This is a genomic window from Rhizobium sp. SJZ105 (assembly GCF_007828365.1).
Classification (GTDB): domain Bacteria; phylum Pseudomonadota; class Alphaproteobacteria; order Rhizobiales; family Rhizobiaceae; genus Agrobacterium; species Agrobacterium tumefaciens.
This window is the reverse complement of sequence record NZ_VIUP01000001.1, coordinates 1,544,538-1,561,597: the sequence shown is the minus strand read 5'-3', so window position 1 is coordinate 1,561,597 and position 17,060 is coordinate 1,544,538. Positions and strand designations below refer to the sequence as shown.

At 59.7% G+C, this 17,060-nt stretch carries 15 protein-coding genes; all 15 read left to right on the top strand.

Features of this window, described 5'->3' with window-relative positions; genetic code table 11:
* Nucleotides 1-4 precede the first annotated feature (4 nt).
* The 15 genes from mutS to FB593_RS07810 all read left to right on the top strand — a co-directional run bounded on the left by mutS (nt 5) and on the right by FB593_RS07810 (nt 16,877).
* Nucleotides 5-2,656 (top strand): DNA mismatch repair protein MutS, encoded by a 2,652-nt coding sequence (gene mutS / locus FB593_RS07880; protein WP_080799660.1) that lies wholly within the window; start codon nt 5-7, stop codon nt 2,654-2,656.
* A gap of 95 nt (nt 2,657-2,751) precedes the next feature.
* Complete coding sequence (locus FB593_RS07875; RefSeq protein WP_003514778.1) at nt 2,752-5,580, top strand: [protein-PII] uridylyltransferase; 2,829 nt, start codon at nt 2,752-2,754, stop codon at nt 5,578-5,580.
* Nucleotides 5,581-5,587: 7 nt separating this feature from the next.
* Nucleotides 5,588-7,177: a murein biosynthesis integral membrane protein MurJ gene (gene murJ / locus FB593_RS07870; RefSeq protein WP_003514779.1), complete on the top strand. Its 1,590-nt coding sequence runs from the start codon at nt 5,588-5,590 to the stop codon at nt 7,175-7,177.
* On the top strand, nt 7,177-7,581 hold the full coding sequence (locus FB593_RS07865; RefSeq protein ID WP_019564425.1) for a VOC family protein: 405 nt from the start codon (nt 7,177-7,179) through the stop codon (nt 7,579-7,581). Before murJ ends, FB593_RS07865 begins: the two co-directional genes overlap by 1 nt.
* Nucleotides 7,582-7,684: 103 nt before the next feature.
* The gene (trpS, locus tag FB593_RS07860; RefSeq protein WP_003514781.1) at nt 7,685-8,749 is read left to right on the top strand and encodes a tryptophan--tRNA ligase; all 1,065 of its coding nucleotides are present in this window, start codon (nt 7,685-7,687) and stop codon (nt 8,747-8,749) included.
* A gap of 115 nt (nt 8,750-8,864) precedes the next feature.
* Nucleotides 8,865-9,356: a universal stress protein gene (locus FB593_RS07855; RefSeq protein ID WP_003514782.1), complete on the top strand. Its 492-nt coding sequence runs from the start codon at nt 8,865-8,867 to the stop codon at nt 9,354-9,356.
* 169 nt (nt 9,357-9,525) lie between these two features.
* A complete protein-coding gene (locus FB593_RS07850; RefSeq protein WP_003514783.1) occupies nt 9,526-10,089 on the top strand; it encodes a NifU family protein in 564 nt (187 codons plus the stop codon).
* A 21-nt stretch (nt 10,090-10,110) separates the two neighbouring features.
* A complete protein-coding gene (tsaB, locus tag FB593_RS07845; protein ID WP_013635371.1) occupies nt 10,111-10,779 on the top strand; it encodes a tRNA (adenosine(37)-N6)-threonylcarbamoyltransferase complex dimerization subunit type 1 TsaB in 669 nt (222 codons plus the stop codon).
* A gap of 39 nt (nt 10,780-10,818) precedes the next feature.
* On the top strand, nt 10,819-11,313 hold the full coding sequence (locus tag FB593_RS07840) for a GNAT family N-acetyltransferase (protein WP_003514785.1): 495 nt from the start codon (nt 10,819-10,821) through the stop codon (nt 11,311-11,313).
* Nucleotides 11,314-11,382: 69 nt separating this feature from the next.
* Nucleotides 11,383-11,811: a Fur family transcriptional regulator gene (locus FB593_RS07835; RefSeq protein ID WP_003514787.1), complete on the top strand. Its 429-nt coding sequence runs from the start codon at nt 11,383-11,385 to the stop codon at nt 11,809-11,811.
* 30 nt (nt 11,812-11,841) lie between these two features.
* Entirely contained in the window at nt 11,842-12,636 is a 795-nt protein-coding gene (locus FB593_RS07830; RefSeq protein ID WP_003514789.1) for a lysophospholipid acyltransferase family protein, read from the top strand.
* A gap of 64 nt (nt 12,637-12,700) precedes the next feature.
* On the top strand, nt 12,701-14,104 hold the full coding sequence (gene miaB / locus FB593_RS07825) for a tRNA (N6-isopentenyl adenosine(37)-C2)-methylthiotransferase MiaB (RefSeq protein WP_162632883.1): 1,404 nt from the start codon (nt 12,701-12,703) through the stop codon (nt 14,102-14,104).
* Nucleotides 14,105-14,144: 40 nt separating this feature from the next.
* On the top strand, nt 14,145-15,200 hold the full coding sequence (locus FB593_RS07820) for a PhoH family protein (protein ID WP_003514799.1): 1,056 nt from the start codon (nt 14,145-14,147) through the stop codon (nt 15,198-15,200).
* Between the two features lie 9 nt (nt 15,201-15,209).
* Nucleotides 15,210-15,716 (top strand): rRNA maturation RNase YbeY, encoded by a 507-nt coding sequence (ybeY, locus tag FB593_RS07815; RefSeq protein ID WP_019564421.1) that lies wholly within the window; start codon nt 15,210-15,212, stop codon nt 15,714-15,716.
* 15 nt (nt 15,717-15,731) lie between these two features.
* The gene (locus FB593_RS07810; protein ID WP_003514803.1) at nt 15,732-16,877 is read left to right on the top strand and encodes a hemolysin family protein; all 1,146 of its coding nucleotides are present in this window, start codon (nt 15,732-15,734) and stop codon (nt 16,875-16,877) included.
* The last annotated feature ends 183 nt before the right edge of the window (nt 16,878-17,060 follow it).

Below are 17,060 nucleotides of genomic sequence, written 5' to 3'. Positions count from 1 at the left end.
TCCCATGATGGAGCAATATATCGAGATCAAGGCGAACAACCCCGGTTCGCTGCTGTTTTACCGCATGGGCGATTTTTACGAATTGTTCTTTGACGATGCGGTGGAAGCCTCTCGGTCGCTCGGCATCACGCTGACGAAACGCGGCCAGCATATGGGGCAGGATATTCCCATGTGCGGCGTTCCCGTACACGCCGCCGATGATTATCTCCAGAAGCTCATCCTGCGCGGTTATCGCGTCGCCGTCTGCGAGCAGGTGGAGGACCCGGCCGAGGCGAAGAAGCGCGGATCGAAATCCGTGGTAAAACGCGATGTGGTGCGGCTTGTCACGCCTGGCACGCTCACGGAAGAAAAGCTGCTGTCGCCGACGGAATCCAACTATCTTATGGCGCTCGCTCGTATTCGCGGCAGTGCGGAGGCACAGTTTGCGCTTGCCTGGATTGATATTTCCACCGGCGTCTTCCGCTTGGCGGAAACCACGCTGACGCGTCTCCTCGCTGATATCTGGCGCATCGATCCGCGTGAGCTGATCGTTGCCGACAGTCTGTTCCATGACGAAGAGCTGCGACCGGTTTTCGATATGCTTGGCCGTGTCGCCGTGCCGCAGCCGGCCATTCTGTTCGACAGCGCTACGGCGGAAGGGCGGATCGCGCGTTACTTCAACGTCTCGACCCTAGATGGTTTCGGCACATTTTCGCGTGTGGAAATGGCCGCTGCCGCTGCCGCGGTTGCCTATGTTGAAAAGACCCAGATTGCCGAGCGCCCGCCGCTTGGTGCGCCGGAACGCGAAAGCGCTGCCTCCACGCTGTTCATCGATCCCGCGACCCGCGCCAATCTGGAGTTGGTGAAGACGCTCTCAGGCGAAAGGGACGGATCGCTCCTGCATGCCCTCAACCGCACGGTCACGGGCGGCGGTGCGCGGCTTTTGGCCGAGCGGTTGATGTCTCCCTTGACCGACCCGGAAAGGGTTAATGCCCGTCTCGATGCAGTCGCCTATCTTATTGATGACGTCTCCCTTTGCGATGGCCTGCGCGATGCCTTGAAACAGGTTGCCGATATGCCGCGCGCGCTCTCCCGTCTTGCGCTGGAGCGCGGTGGCCCGCGCGATCTCGGGGCGATCAGGCAGGGCCTGGCGTCGGCCGAGAGAATTGCCGCCATTCTCGATCAGGGACTATTGCCGCAGGAGCTTGCTGCTGCACTTGCGGATCTGAAGGCTTTGCCGGGCGGGCTGGAAGCCATGCTTGGCTCGATGCTCGCCGACGATCTGCCGCTTTTGAAGCGTGATGGCGGTTTTCTGCGTGAGGGCGCCAATCCAGAACTCGACGACGTGCGCGCATTGCGTGACCAGTCGCGCCGGGTAATCGCCGGGCTGCAGCTGCAATATGCCGAGGAAACCGGCATCAAGTCGCTCAAGATCAAGCATAACAACGTGCTTGGTTACTTCATCGAGGTAACGGCGGGCAACGCCGATGTCATGATGGCCACGGATGAGGCGAAGGCGCGCTTCATTCACCGCCAGACCATGGCCGGCGCCATGCGCTTCACCACCACCGAACTTGCCGATCTCGAAAGCCGCATCGCCAATGCCGCGGCAGAAGCCCTGACCATGGAGCTGGAAGCCTTCGAGCGCATGGTCGAGGCCGTGGTGCGGCAGGCGGAGGCGATCAAGGCGGGTGCGCTGGCGCTTGCGGTGATCGATGTCGCCTCAAGCCTTGCTTATCTCGCTACCGAACAGGCTTATTGCCGCCCGATCGTCGATGCCTCCATGACCTTTGCGATCACAGGCGGGCGCCACCCGGTTGTGGAACAGGCGCTGCGGCGCCAGTCCGCCGGGCCGTTCATCGCCAATAATTGCGATCTGTCGGCTGCTGAGGGCGGCAAAAATGGTGCGATCTGGCTGCTGACCGGCCCTAATATGGGCGGTAAGTCGACTTTCCTGCGTCAGAATGCGCTCATCGCCATCCTCGCGCAGATCGGCTCCTTCGTTCCGGCAGAAGCCGCCCATATCGGCATCGTAGACCGGTTGTTTTCCCGCGTCGGCGCGTCCGACGATCTGGCGCGTGGCCGCTCGACCTTCATGGTGGAAATGGTGGAAACGGCCGCCATCCTCAATCAGGCGACGGATCGCTCGCTTGTCATTCTGGATGAGATCGGCCGTGGCACGGCAACCTTCGACGGCCTTTCGATCGCCTGGGCGGCGGTCGAGCATCTGCACGAGGTCAATCGTTGCCGTGGCCTCTTCGCCACGCATTTCCACGAACTGACGGTGCTGTCGGAAAAACTTGGTCGCCTTTCCAATGCCACGATGCGGGTGAAGGAATGGGAGGGTGACGTCATCTTCCTGCACGAGGTCGGACCGGGTGCTGCAGATCGTTCCTACGGTATTCAGGTGGCAAGGCTCGCCGGACTTCCGGCATCGGTGGTGGAGCGCGCCCGTGAGGTGCTGACGAAGCTCGAAGATGCCGATCGAAAGAACCCGGCCAGTCAGCTGATCGACGATCTGCCACTATTCCAGATCGCGGTTCGCCGTGAGGAAACCCGCAAGGCTGGACCATCGAAGGTGGAAGAAGCTTTGAAGGGGTTCAACCCGGACGAAATGACGCCGCGTGAGGCATTGGACGCGCTCTATGCGTTAAAGAAAGAACTTGGCAAGGCTTAAGAGGATAGACTGCCTGTCCATCGCCTTTGAAACTCGCTATAGGACAATCCCATCGCAAGCGGTGGCTTTCCCACAGGACATGGATAACGGCATAAATGGCCATCAAGGACCTGGATTTTTCCGAAATTCTCGATGTTTCGGCGCTGAAGCGCGAATGCGACATCATCTTCAAGAACGACGGCAAGCGCATCGCCGATGTCAGGTCAGACCTGCTGCCGATCTTTCGCAAGGCCAGCACGGAAGGCCGGGAAAAGGCTCGCGAACTGCTGAAATCCGACGGCAGCGGCATCGATTGCGCCCGACGTATCTCCTGGCTCCAGGACCGGCTGATCGAAATCCTCTATGATCTCGCCTGCCAATATGTCTATCCGAAAGACGCGCCGCAAATCGCCGTTGCAGCGGTGGGGGGGTACGGTCGCGGCACGCTGGCGCCGGGATCGGATATCGACCTTCTGTTCCTGCTGCCGGCCAAGAACACGCCGGATATGCACAAGGCCGTGGAGTTCGTGCTTTATCTGCTCTGGGATCTCGGCTTCAAGGTCGGCCACGCCACGCGCACGGTGGATGAGTGCGTCCGCCTGTCGAAATCCGATATGACCATCCGCACCGCCATTCTGGAAGTGCGGGCAATCTGCGGCAAAAAATCGCTGACCGATGATCTCGAAAAACGTTTCGAGTCGGAAGTTGTCACCGGCACCGGGCCGGAATTCATCGCCGCCAAGCTGGCAGAGCGTGACCAGCGTCACCGCAAGGCGGGCGATACGCGCTATCTGGTGGAGCCGAACGTCAAGGAAGGCAAGGGCGGCCTGCGCGACCTGCACACGCTGTTCTGGATCGCCAAATATTATTACCATGTCCGCGATACAGCCGATCTCGTCAAGCTTGGCGTCCTGTCTAAGCGCGAACTCAGGCTGTTCGAAAAGGCCGATGATTTTCTCTGGGCCGTCCGTTGCCAGATGCATTTCATCACCAACAAGGCGGAAGAGCGCCTGTCCTTCGACATTCAGCGCGAGATCGCCGATGCGCTGGGCTACCAGCCACGCCCCGGGCTTTCCGCCGTCGAACGTTTCATGAAGCATTATTTCCTGGTGGCGAAGGATGTGGGTGACCTGACCCGCATCGTCTGCGCCGCACTGGAGGACAGGCAGGCAAAGGACGTGCCGGGCCTGTCGGGTGTTCTCAGCCGCTTTGCCCACCGCGTCCGCAAAATTCCCGGTTCTGTTGAATTCGTCGAGGATCGCGGACGCATCGCGCTGGCCAAGCCGGACGTGTTCAAAAACGATCCGGTCAATCTGATCCGGCTCTTTCATATCGCCGATATCAACAATCTCGAACTTCACCCGGATGCGCTGCGTGTCGTTACCCGGTCGCTGTCGCTGATCAATGACGGGCTTCGCGAGAACGAGGAGGCGAACCGGCTGTTTCTGGCGATCCTCACCTCGAGGCGTGATCCGGCGCTCACCTTGCGGCGCATGAACGAGGCTGGCGTCCTCGGCAAGTTCATTCCCGAATTCGGCAAGATCGTCGCGATGATGCAGTTCAACATGTATCATCACTATACGGTGGACGAACATCTGATCCGCTCGGTCGGCGTACTGTCGGAGGTGGACAAGGGGACGGCTGTGGATGCCCATCCGCTTGCCAACCAGCTGATGCCGGGTGTTGAGGAGCGTGAGGCACTTTATGTGGCCGTTCTGCTGCACGATGTGGCCAAGGGCCGGCAGGAGGACCACTCGATTGCCGGCGCGCGGGTGGCCCGCAAGCTTTGCCAGCGTTTCCGGCTGACCGGCAAGCAGACCGAAATGGTGGTCTGGCTGATCGAGCAGCATCTTCTGATGTCCATGGTCGCCCAGACGCGCGACCTCCACGACCGCAAGACCATCACCGATTTCGCCGACAAGGTGCAATCCATGGAGCGGCTGAAGATGCTGCTTATCCTGACGGTCTGCGATATCCGCGCGGTCGGTCCGGGTGTCTGGAACGGCTGGAAGGGTCAGTTGCTCCGCTCGCTTTATTACGAGACCGAGCTGCTTCTCTCAGGTGGCTTTTCGGAAGTCTCACGCAAGGAAAGGGCGCATATTGCCCGTCAGGCGCTTTACGACGCGCTGGAAGACTGGGGCCAGAAGGCACGGCGCAAATACACCAAGCTGCACTATGAGCCCTATCTGCTGACGGTGGCGCTGGAAGATCAGGTGCGTCACACCCGCTTCATCCGCGAGGCCGACAAGCAGGAAAAAGCGCTGTCGACCATGGTGCGCACACATTCCTTCCACGCCATCACCGAAATCACCGTGCTGGCGCCCGACCATCCGCGCCTGCTGTCGATCATTACCGGCGCCTGCGCTGCGGCCGGCGCCAACATTGCCGACGCGCAAATCTTCACCACATCCGATGGGCGGGCGCTCGATACGATCCTGATCAACCGCGAATTTCCGATCGACGAAGACGAGACGCGGCGCGGCAACAATGTCGGCAAGCTGATCGAAGAGGTTCTGTCCGGTCGTCAGCGCCTGCCGGAAATGATTGCCACCCGCACCAAGAGCCGGAGGAAGAAAAGCGCCTTCACCATTCCGCCCTCCGTCATCATTTCCAACGGGCTTTCGAACAAGTTCACCGTTATCGAGGTCGAGTGCCTCGACCGGCCGGGGCTTCTGGCGGATATGACGGCTGTCATTGCCGATCTGTCGCTGGATATTCATTCCGCACGCATCACCACCTTCGGCGAGAAGGTCATCGACACATTCTACGTGACGGATCTCTTCGGCCAGAAGGTCACCAATGACAACCGGCAGGCCAGCATTGCCACGCGTCTGAAGGCCGTGATGAGCGAGCAGGAAGACGAATTGCGCGATCGCATGCCAAACGGCATCATCGCCCATCCCGATGTGGCGGCGCTGCCGGCCACGCGCACGGCAAAGGCTTGAAATTCCCATGAGCTTGATCGGAAAGTTCGCCACGGTCGGCACGGCCACGCTCGGAAGCCGTATCTTCGGGTTCCTCCGCGAGACGCTGATGGCCGCAGCCGTCGGTACCGGCCCGGTTGCCGATGCCTTCAATGCTGCCTTCCGGTTCCCGAACACCTTCCGGCGCCTTTTTGCCGAAGGCGCGTTCAACTCGGCCTTCGTGCCGCTTTTCGCCAAGGAGATCGAGGCGAACGGCATGGAGGGCGCAAGGCGCTTTTCCGAAGAAGTTTTCGGCGTTCTGTTCACCGTGCTTCTGGCTTTGACGATCCTGATGGAACTGTCGATGCCGTTCATCGTGCGCACCGTTATTGCGCCGGGCTTTCTGGAAGACCCGGTGAAATTCGACAACACCGTCCGTCTCGCAACCATCATGTTTCCCTATCTCGCCTGCATGTCGCTGGCGGCAATGATGGGCGGCATGCTGAATTCGCTGCACCGTTATTTCGCTGCCGCGATTGCACCGGTCTTCCTGAACATCATTCTGATTGGTGTTCTGATGCTGGCCTGGTGGAAGCATTACGACCCGCTTCAGGTGGGTTATGCCCTGTCCTGGGGTGTCATGGCGGCGGGTGTGGTGCAGCTTGGCATCGTCTGGATCGCCGTGCGCAATGCCGGCATGCGCATCGGTTTCCGCAGACCCCGGCTGACGAAGAATGTCCAGCGCCTGCTGGTCCTTGCTTTGCCGGCCGCTATCACCGGCGGCATCACCCAGATCAATCTCCTGATCAACACCAATATCGCGTCTGCCGGTGAGGGTGTGATCTCCTCGCTCGCCTATGCCGACCGGATTTACCAGCTGCCGCTCGGTGTCGTCGGCATCGCCGTTGCCACCGTGCTTTTGCCGGAGCTGGCGCGGGCTTTGCGCGGCGGACATATGGTCGAGGCGGGAAGCCTGCAAAACCGCTCGGTCGAATTCGTGCTGTTTTTGACATTGCCCGCTGCCGCTGCCCTTCTCGTCATGGCGGAACCCATCGTGCGCTTTCTGTACGAGCGCGGCAATTTCGCGCCTTCGGCCACCGTCACCGTCGCGCAGATCCTCGGTATTTATGGCCTCGGCCTGCCGGCTTTCGTGCTGATAAAGGCGTTCATTCCCGGCTTCTTTGCCCGCGAGGACACCCGCACCCCGATGATCTTCGCGGCGATTTCCGTGGTTGTGAACGTCTCTCTGGCGCTGACATTGTTTCCGCGTCTCGGAGGTCCGGGCATCGCCATTGCCGAGATCACCGCCGGCTGGGTCAATGCCGCCCTGTTGTTCGGCATGCTGTTGTGGCGGGGTCACTGGCATGTGGACATTCCGCTCCTCACCCGCATTCCGCGCTTGCTGCTGGCCGCCGCCCTTATGGCGGGCTTCGTTCACTATGCGCTGACCTATCTCAGCTTCGAGCTGTCCTCCGCCTCTTCCATTTTCGTCCGGGCCGGAACCATCATGGGCCTCGTGCTCTCCGCCATGCTCGTTTATTTCGTGCTGGCTTTCGTTTCGGGTGGTGCCGATCTCGGCATGGTCAAGAGAGCCATCAAAAAGCGCCGCAATAAGAATGCCCAGACGGAGACAAGCTGATGTCCTTCGCAGAAAACCGTCGCATCGCCCTCATCACACTCGTGGTGGACGATTATGACCGGGCAAAGACGTTTTATTGCGAGGTTCTGGGGTTTGACTGCCTTTCCGACCAACCTCTTGATGACGGCAAACGCTGGCTGGTGGTGAAGCCTCAAGGGACCGATGGCTGTGCCCTCTTGCTTGCCGAGGCGGATGGCGAAGCGCAGCGTCTTGCCATCGGCAACCAGACCGGCGGCCGTGTCGGGTTTTTCCTGCATACCGACGATTTCGGTCGTGACTACGAGACGATGCTTGCGCGCGGCGTGCGCTTTCTGGAAGAACCGCGCCATGAGGTTTATGGCTCCGTCGCGGTCTTTGCGGACCCTTATGGAAATCACTGGGATCTTCTTCAGCCACGCGGCTGACGCGCCTTGAAACCGCTTGATTGCGAGGGGCTGTAGGTGCATAAGCGCGCGTGCAATTCCAACCACGGGGCGGGGCCCTCCACAAGCCTTTTCGAGGACGACAATGAACGCATTCAAGCCGCTGGTTTTCTCGGGCGTCCAGCCGACCGGCAATCTGCATCTCGGCAATTATCTCGGGGCCATCCGCAAATTCGTGGCGTTGCAGGAAGATAACGACTGCATCTATTGCGTCGTCGACATGCACGCCATCACCGCCCAGCTCGTTCATTCGGACCTGAAGGCGCAGACCCGCTCGATCGCTGCCGCCTTCATTGCCGCAGGCATTGATCCGGTGAAGCATATCGTCTTCAACCAGTCGGCTGTGCCGCAGCACGCCGAACTCGCCTGGATCTTCAATTGCGTGGCGCGTATCGGCTGGATGGAGCGCATGACGCAGTTCAAGGACAAGTCCGGCAAGAATGCCGAGCAGGTGTCGCTTGGGCTGCTTGCCTATCCGAGCCTGATGGCTGCGGACATTCTCGTCTACCGCGCGACCCACGTTCCTGTCGGCGACGACCAGAAGCAGCATCTGGAACTGGCCCGCGACATCGCCCAGAAATTCAACATCGATTTCGGTGACCATATCCGCAACGCCGGTCTCGGGCTCGACATCACCGTGGGCAATGAGCCGGTGCATGCCTATTTCCCGATGGTGGAGCCGCTGATCGGCGGTCCGGCACCGCGGGTGATGTCGTTGAAGGACGGCACCAAGAAGATGTCGAAGTCCGATCCGTCGGATCTGTCGCGCATCAACCTCATGGACGATGTCGACGCCATTTCGAGAAAGATCAAGAAGGCGAAGACGGACCCGGATGCACTGCCGAGCGAAGTGGAAGGCCTGAAGGGCCGCCCGGAGGCCGAAAACCTAGTTGGTATCTATGCAGCACTGTCTGACAAGACGAAAGCGGAAGTTCTTTTAGAATTCGGCGGACAGCAGTTCTCGGCCTTCAAGCCGGCTCTCGTCGAGCTTGCCGTCAATGTGCTGGCTCCGGTCAACAACGAGATGCGCCGCCTTCTCGACGATCCCACCCACATCGATGCCATCCTCAAACAGGGTGGTGAGCGCGCGCGCGCGATCGCCGAAAACACGATGAACGAGGTGCGCGACATCATCGGGTTCCTGCGCTGACCACGTATCGCCTTGCGGATCACGGCGGGCGGTTTGCGCCTGCCGTGATTTGATATAATCTCCGCCCGAACCGTCGGGCGGTTTTTCGGATCGCGGCGGACACAGGGAGTGCGGAATGGTTTCAAAACGGCTGTCGCGTCTGGAAGGGCATCGTCGCAAATTTCTCGCTGTTATCGATGACACACCGGAATGCGAAAGGGCCGTGCATTATGCCGGTCGTCGCGCCAAGAACTCCAATGGCGGACTGGTTCTGCTTTACATGATACCGGAAGGCGATTTCCAGCAGTGGCTGGGCGTCGAGCAGATCATGCGGGCCGAGGCGCGAGAGGAGGCGGAAGCAACGCTTGCCAAGATCGCCCAGAAGGTCCGTGAGACCATCGGCATCGAGCCGGAAGCGGTGATCCGTGAAGGCGGCGCAACCGAACAGATCCACGGGCTCATCGAGGAAGATCGCGATATTGCCATTCTGGTTTTGGCGGCAGGATCAACGAAGGAAGGGCCGGGACCGCTCGTCTCCTCCATCTCAGGACGCGGTGCGGCCTTCCCCATCCCCGTCACCGTGCTACCGGATACGCTGACGGATGAGGAAATCGACGCCCTCTGCTGAACTTTGTTCGACCCCGAAAGGCAGGAACGGATTCGGGCAAGAATTTGGGGCTGACGATTTCTTGAATGTAATTATCATGTCAGGGCTTGAAGTAAGGCTTCGCCAGGCGTATTTTTTGGAAGAATTCTAAATTGCGGGGCGTGAACGGCGACCTCGAAGGAGACAGATAATGTTCATTCAGACGGAAGCCACGCCGAACCCCGCGACCCTCAAGTTCCTGCCGGGCAAGGTGGTGCTGGAAAGCGGCACGGCTGAGTTTCTCAACCCCGCGCAGGCGCAGGCCTCGCCGCTGGCAGAGCGCCTCTTCACCATTCCGGGTGTCACCGGCGTTTATTTCGGCTTCGATTTCATCACCGTAACCAAGGATGACGCCGAATGGCAGCATCTGAAGCCCGCCATTCTCGGTTCGATCATGGAGCATTTCATGTCTGGCCGCCCCATCATGGGCACTGCCATTGCGGCTGAAGTGTCGGATGAGGAAGGCGAGTTCTTTGAAGCGGGTGACGAAACCATCGTCGCCACCATCAAGGAACTGCTGGATACCCGCGTCCGCCCCGCCGTGGCGCAGGATGGTGGCGATATCACCTTCCGTGGTTTCCGCGACGGCACCGTGTTCCTGAACATGAAGGGCGCCTGCTCCGGTTGCCCGTCCTCCACCGCCACGCTGAAGCACGGCGTCCAGAACCTGCTTCGTCATTTCGTGCCGGAAGTGCGCGAAGTCGAAGCTGTATGACGTTATAAACCAGGCCGCGCCATGATTGTTCTCGCACTCGATACCTCAGGTGTGGACTGTTCCGCCTGCGTCTATGACAGCGCCTCCGACACGGTGCTTGGCGAGGTATGCGAAACCATCGGAAAAGGTCATGCCGAGCGGCTGATGGCTGTGATTGATGGTGCCCTGCAGCAGGCGCAGCTGCCGCTTCAGAAAGTCGGACGCATCGCGGTAACGATCGGACCGGGTTCCTTTACCGGCATTCGCGTCGGCGTTGCCGCCGCGCGTGGTTTTGCCCTGTCGCTCGGCATAGAGGCAGTCGGCGTAACCACGCTTGAGACGATCGCCTTGCATCATCTGCTGGAAAATCCCGGCCGGCCAGTGGCTGTCGGGCTCGACGCCAAACGGGGCGAAGCCTACCTCCAGACATTTGCAGAGGATGGATCGCCGCTCCTCGAGGCCGCGCTTTTGTCTCTGGAGGATGCCAAAACGGCTCTCTCCGGTTTCGATGGCGCCATTATCGGTTCCGCCGCACCCCTTTTTCAGGGTTTCGACACGGGGTCGGGTCCCGATCATTTTCCGATTTCCACTGTCGCGCGGGCGGGTGGACGCAAGCCGAAAGGCATGCCGAAACCCGCACCGCTTTACCTTCGCGGCCCGGATGCCCGGCCGCAGACGGGTTTTGCGCTGGCACGCCAGAGCGTTGCCTGATAGGTGGCACCCGTAAATGCGTGCGGATGATTCCTTGTTATGTTTGACGAATATCTAAGCTGGAAGCCCTATTTCGAGATCGTGCCGATGCAGCATGAGGATTGCGCCGGAGTGGCGGAATTGCATGCGCTGCGCTTTCCGCGCCCCTGGAATGACGGGGAGTTTTCCGGGCTGTTGACGCAAGGCTCGGTTTTCGGTGCCGTCGCGCGGCAGACGAACGCATTTTTCAGCAAACCGCTCGGTGGTTTCGTGCTTGCGCGCGAAGTGGCCGGCGAGGCGGAAATCCTGACCGTTGCGGTGGCCGACAAGTTCGCGCGCACCGGCCTCGGCTGGCGCCTGATGCAATCGGCCGTCCGTGAGGCGATGATGCGCGGTGCCGAAACGATGTTCCTGGAAGTGGACAGCAACAATGCCTCCGCCCTGGGACTTTATAAAAAGCTCGGCTTCAAAACGGTCGCTGAGCGCAAGGCCTACTACACCGCCAAGGATGGCGCGAAGTCGACGGCGCTTGTCATGCGCCGCGATCTTCGCTAGTTCCCTGCGACAGGCATTTTTCGGCGACAGCCCCGAAATTCAACCGGAATACTCAAAAGGCCAGAAGACGTGATAGACCTTTCGAAAACGCTGGAGGAACTTTGTGCCGAACGCGGCATGCGGATGACGGACCAGCGCCGTGTCATCGCCCGCGTGCTGCAGGAATCGGCAGACCATCCGGATGTCGAGGAGCTTTACCGCCGTTCCTCCGCCGTGGATCCGCGCATCTCGATTTCCACCGTTTACAGAACGGTGAAGCTGTTTGAGGACGCCGGCATCATCGAGCGTCATGATTTTCGCGATGGCCGCTCGCGTTACGAGACCGTGCCTGAGGAACATCACGATCATCTGATCGATCTGAAGAACAGTGTGGTCATCGAGTTTCATTCACCCGAGATCGAGGCGCTTCAGGAAAAGATCGCCAGGGAGCATGGCTTCAAGCTCGTTGATCACCGGCTCGAACTCTACGGTGTACCGTTGAAGCCCGGCGAACATTGAGACGCTGGTGAGCAAGCGCACGGTTCAATCATGATGTGGCTCCGGACAGCCTATATTGCGGTCGTTCTCCTGATCGTCACGCTTATATTGCTGCCGCTGCAACTGTTGGGCCTTGCCTTCGACTGGCAGCTTCGTCGCCGCATTCCCCGCATCTGGCACCGCATCGCCTGCCATGTCCTCGGCATTCGCGTGCATGTCCATGGGGATGTGGAGCGGGCAAAACCGCTGATGCTGGCGGTCAACCACGCCTCGTGGAAGGACATTCTCGTTCTCGGCAGTATTGCCGACGTGGTGTTCATCGCCAAGACGGAAGTGCGTGACTGGCCCGTCTTTGGCTGGCTCGCCCGTCTGCAGAAAAGCATCTTCGTCCAGCGCGAGCAGAAGCGCAGCACCGGTGCGCAGGTCGGCGAGATCGCCGCCCGCATGGCCGATGGCGAGATCGTCGTGTTGTTCCCGGAAGGCACCACCTCTGACGGCAACCGCATGCTTGCCGTCAAATCCTCGCTGTTTGGCGCAGCCTCCACGGCTGCCGAGCAGGTTCCGGGCAAGCTCGTCTATGTGCAGCCGGTCGCAATCGCCTATACGCGGGTGCAGGGCATGGCCATGGGACGTTACCACCGGGTCATTGCGGCCTGGCCGGGCAGCATAACTCTGGTGCCGCATCTGCTCGGTATCATCAGGGCAGGTGCTATCGACGTCGACGTTACATTCGGCGACAGCGTTCCGTTTCACAGCACGGATAACCGCAAGCGTCTGGCGACCGATATCGCCGCTTCTATCCGTTCCATGTTGGCTTTCAGCCTGCGTGGTGGCTGGCGGAAATAGAGCATTCCAGCTTTTCCGGTATTTTTCTGTTTAATCCGGGCGTGAAAAACACTAGATAACCGCCATGACCCAGGAAACGCTTGGCCTCGATGCCCCCGAAATGATTGCCCGCGAGGGCTCTAACAGCAGGAAGGTCTTCATCAAGACCTATGGCTGTCAGATGAACGTCTACGATTCCGTCCGCATGAGCGATGCGCTGGCGAAGGACGGTTACGTTCAGACGGAGGATATGGGCGAGGCGGATCTGGTGCTTCTGAACACCTGTCACATCCGCGAGAAGGCCGCTGAAAAGGTCTATTCGGCGCTCGGCCGCCTGCGCGACATGAAAAAAACGCGCGAAGAACAGGGCCGCGAATTCGTGATCGGCGTTGCCGGATGTGTGGCACAGGCGGAAGGCGAGGAAATCCTTCGCCGTGCGCCAGCCGTCGACGTCGTCATCGGCCCACAGACCTATCATCGCCTGCCGGACGCCCTGAAGCGGGTGCGCGGCGGCGAGCGCGTCATCGAGACCGAATATGCCGTTGAGGACAAGTTCGAACATCTGCCGGTGGCCGAAAAGGCAACACTGCGTACGCGCGGCGTCACGGCATTTTTGACGGTGCAGGAAGGCTGCGACAAGTTCTGCACCTTCTGTGTTGTGCCCTATACGCGTGGTTCGGAAGTTTCGCGTCCCGTGCGCCAGATCGTCGATGAGGCGATGAAACTGGTGGATGCCGGTGTGCGCGAAATCACGCTGCTCGGCCAGAACGTCAATGCCTGGCAGGGCGAAGGCTCGAAGGGCGAAAAATGGGGACTTGCCGAGCTTCTTTACCGGCTGGCGGAAATTCCCGGTCTTGCACGCCTTCGCTATACCACCAGCCATCCGCGCGACATGGATGACCGCTTGATTGGCGCACATCGCGACCTGCGCATTCTGATGCCCTATCTGCATCTGCCTGTTCAGTCCGGGTCGGATCGCATTCTGAAGGCGATGAATCGTCGCCACACAGGTGAGGAATATATCCAGCTCATTGAAAAAATCCGGGCCGCCCGCCCTGATATCGCCATGTCCGGGGATTTTATTGTCGGCTTCCCCGGCGAGACGGATCGTGATTTCGAAGACACGATGGCGCTCATCGAACAGGTGAAATATGCGCAGGCCTTTTCATTCAAATATTCCACACGCCCAGGAACGCCGGGCGCTGATCTGACGGATCAGGTTGCGGAAGAGGTGAAGGCCGAGCGGCTGGAACGATTGCAGGCGCTGCTCTTGCGGCAGCAGAAGGAATTTGCGGAATCGCTGGTCGGAAAGACGATGGATGTGTTGCTGGAAAAGCCCGGCCGCATGCCTGAACAGTTGATAGGTCGCTCTCCCTGGCTGCAATCTGTGAATCTTGATGCAAAGACTTTGAAAATCGGTGACATTGTTAATGTACGAATCACCGCAACGGGTCCAAACAGCTTGTTTGCCGAGGTGGCAGAGAGTTAGAGTGAGGAGCCGACACTGATTGGGACAGGAGCCTGACCGCTTGAACGCACATGAATTGGTATCACCTTCATCGCGCCAGCCACGCCAAGCCGCGACCGACGCCAATCACTTCGTCCTCACGTTCGAGAATAACAGGATAGCGGGAGAGCTATTCGGTCAGTTCGATCAGAACCTCAAATTGCTGGAACAACGCCTCAACATCGATGCGCGCCCGCGCGGCAATTCCGTTGCCATCACCGGCGATGTCGTTGCCACCAATCAGGCTCGCCGGGCGCTGGATTTCCTTTACGAACGTCTGCTCAAGGGCGGAACCGCCGAGGTTTCCGACGTGGAAGGCGCGATCCGCATGGCAATGGCGGCAGATGACCAGCTGACCTTGCCGACGATGGAGCGCAAGGCGAAGATCTCCATGGCGCAGATTTCCACGCGCAAGAAGACCGTCGCTGCCCGAACGCCCACCCAGGATGTCTACATGCGGGCGCTGGAGCAATCCGAACTGGTGTTCGGCGTCGGCCCCGCCGGCACGGGCAAGACCTATCTTGCCGTGGCGCATGCAGCGCAACTTCTGGAGCGTGGTGCGGTCGACCGCATCATCCTCTCGCGTCCCGCAGTAGAAGCGGGCGAACGCCTTGGCTTCCTGCCGGGCGACATGAAGGAGAAGGTCGATCCTTATCTGCGCCCGCTTTACGACGCGCTTTACGACATGATGCCGGGTGACAAGGTGGAGCGCGCCATTCAGGCGGGCGTCATCGAAATTGCGCCACTGGCCTTCATGCGCGGACGCACGCTTGCCAACGCCGCCGTCATTCTGGACGAAGCCCAGAACACCACGACCATGCAGATGAAAATGTTCCTCACCCGTCTCGGTGAGAAAGGCCGCATGATCGTGACCGGCGACCCAAGCCAGGTGGACCTTCCGCGCGGCGTGAAGTCGGGTCTTGTCGAGGCCCTGCAAATCCTCACCGATGTGGAAGGTGTATCCGTCGTGCGCTTCAAGGATGTGGACGTCGTGCGCCATCCGATGGTGGCGCGCATCGTGCGGGCGTACGAATCCCACACGGCGGTGCCGGATGAAAGCCTCGTGAAGGGCAACTGACGCAAGACAATGACAGCTCTGGATATTCAAATCAGCGTCGAGGCCGAAGGCTGGTCCTCGGAAGAGGACCTTCTTGCCTTTGCCACCAAGGCGCTGGACGCAGCGGTTGATTTTTTGAAGCGGGAAGAGAAACAACCCTTCCCGAAAATGCCGGTGGAACTGTCGCTGGTCTTTACCGACGATGAAAATATCCGGGAAATCAATGCCGAATGGCGCGACAAGGACAAGGCAACCAATGTCTTGTCTTTCCCCGCTTTTCCGCTGGAACCGGGCGGCATGCCCGGCCCGATGCTGGGCGATATCGTCATCGCGCGCGAGACGGTTGAACGCGAGGCTCTTGAACTTGAGAAGAGTTTCGAGGATCATCTGACCCATCTTCTTGTTCATGGGTTCCTGCACCTGTTCGGTTATGACCACATGGATGAGGAGGAGGCGGAAGAAATGGAGTCGCTTGAGACTCGCATTTTGGCGGTGCTTGGCCTATCTGATCCTTACGCGGGACAGGAACCGCTTTGAATATTGTCTGGAGCCATGAACGAACATTCTGCACGACCTGCCAATGAGGGCAGAGAAAACGGCGAGCAGTCCTCCTCGGAGGAGGGCAGTAGTCATTTACGGAACGACTCCAATGCAAAGCCGAGATCGACGATCTGGTCGCGCATTGGACGGTTGCTGAAACCGTCACAGGGCGAGCGCCTGCGCGAGGATTTGACCGACGCGCTGATGGACGACACCGAAATCGGTGCAGCCTTTTCGCCCGAAGAGCGGGCGATGCTGAACAATATCCTGCGTTTCCGGGAGGTTCGGGTCGAAGATATCATGATCCCACGCGTGGATATCGACGGTCTCGACCAGAATATGACCATCGGCGAAGCTCTGATCCTCTTTGAGGAAACCGGGCGCTCCCGCATGCCGGTCTACGATGAGACGCTGGATAATCCGAAGGGCATGATCCACATTCGCGATCTGCTGGCCTATGTCGCCAAGCAGGCGCGCAACAAGCGCCGGGTGGGATCGCGTGGCGTTGCCTATGGCGAGGCGAAGGCTCCGCGCTCGCCGCGACCGAATTTTGACCTGGCACGGGTGGATCTGGAACAGACGGTCGCCGATGCCGGGCTGGTGCGTAAAATTCTTTTTGCACCCCCCTCCATGCTGGCCTCCGATCTTTTGAAGACCATGCAGGCACAGAGAACACAGCTTGCCCTGGTGATCGACGAATATGGTGGCACGGACGGTCTCGTCAGCCATGAGGACATCGTCGAGATGGTCGTGGGTGACATTGATGACGAGCACGACAAGGACGAGACGATGTTTTCGCGTTTGTCCGCCGACGTGCTGGTGGCGGATGCCCGCGCAGAGCTTACAGAACTTGCCGAGGCAATCGGACCGGAATTCGATGTCCGCGAACATCTTGAAGAAATCGATACGCTCGGCGGCCTGATATTCTTCGCACTCGGCCGCATTCCGGCCAAGGGTGAAGTGGTCAGGGCCGTACCTGGTTTCGAGTTCCAGATCCTCGATGCGGATACAAGGCGTATCAAGGGTGTCCGTATCGTCCGCGATCATGGCTCGGAAGGGCAGGATGACCGCGCGCCGGGCGATGCCGATGCCGATGAGGTTATTCCGCTGCCCGCGCCGGATGTTCGCCTCATCACCCACCAGCAAAACGCTGACTGAGGTGGGCGACGGGATGCTCCCCGTCGCCGCCGCTCCTTGAACGCGTCATCAAGAGTCCAAAAGGACGCACGGTGCTCCGGCGATCATCCCTTCTGTGGACTGCGAATCTTTTTTCCTTTACGTCGAGTCTAAAGGGAAATTCCTTTGCGCGGCCATGCCGGGTTGGGCTTTTCCGGGTGGGCA

Coding starts and splice junctions, on each gene's coding strand:
- FB593_RS07875 (WP_003514778.1), top strand. CDS start 2,752: ATGGCCATCAAGGACCTGGATTTTTCCGAAATTCTCGATGTTTCGGCG.
- mutS (WP_080799660.1), top strand. CDS start 5: ATGATGGAGCAATATATCGAGATCAAGGCGAACAACCCCGGTTCGCTG.
- tsaB (WP_013635371.1), top strand. CDS start 10,111: ATGATTGTTCTCGCACTCGATACCTCAGGTGTGGACTGTTCCGCCTGC.
- FB593_RS07830 (WP_003514789.1), top strand. CDS start 11,842: ATGATGTGGCTCCGGACAGCCTATATTGCGGTCGTTCTCCTGATCGTC.
- FB593_RS07865 (WP_019564425.1), top strand. CDS start 7,177: ATGTCCTTCGCAGAAAACCGTCGCATCGCCCTCATCACACTCGTGGTG.
- murJ (WP_003514779.1), top strand. CDS start 5,588: ATGAGCTTGATCGGAAAGTTCGCCACGGTCGGCACGGCCACGCTCGGA.
- ybeY (WP_019564421.1), top strand. CDS start 15,210: ATGACAGCTCTGGATATTCAAATCAGCGTCGAGGCCGAAGGCTGGTCC.
- FB593_RS07855 (WP_003514782.1), top strand. CDS start 8,865: ATGGTTTCAAAACGGCTGTCGCGTCTGGAAGGGCATCGTCGCAAATTT.
- miaB (WP_162632883.1), top strand. CDS start 12,701: ATGACCCAGGAAACGCTTGGCCTCGATGCCCCCGAAATGATTGCCCGC.
- FB593_RS07810 (WP_003514803.1), top strand. CDS start 15,732: ATGAACGAACATTCTGCACGACCTGCCAATGAGGGCAGAGAAAACGGC.
- trpS (WP_003514781.1), top strand. CDS start 7,685: ATGAACGCATTCAAGCCGCTGGTTTTCTCGGGCGTCCAGCCGACCGGC.
- FB593_RS07850 (WP_003514783.1), top strand. CDS start 9,526: ATGTTCATTCAGACGGAAGCCACGCCGAACCCCGCGACCCTCAAGTTC.
- FB593_RS07840 (WP_003514785.1), top strand. CDS start 10,819: ATGTTTGACGAATATCTAAGCTGGAAGCCCTATTTCGAGATCGTGCCG.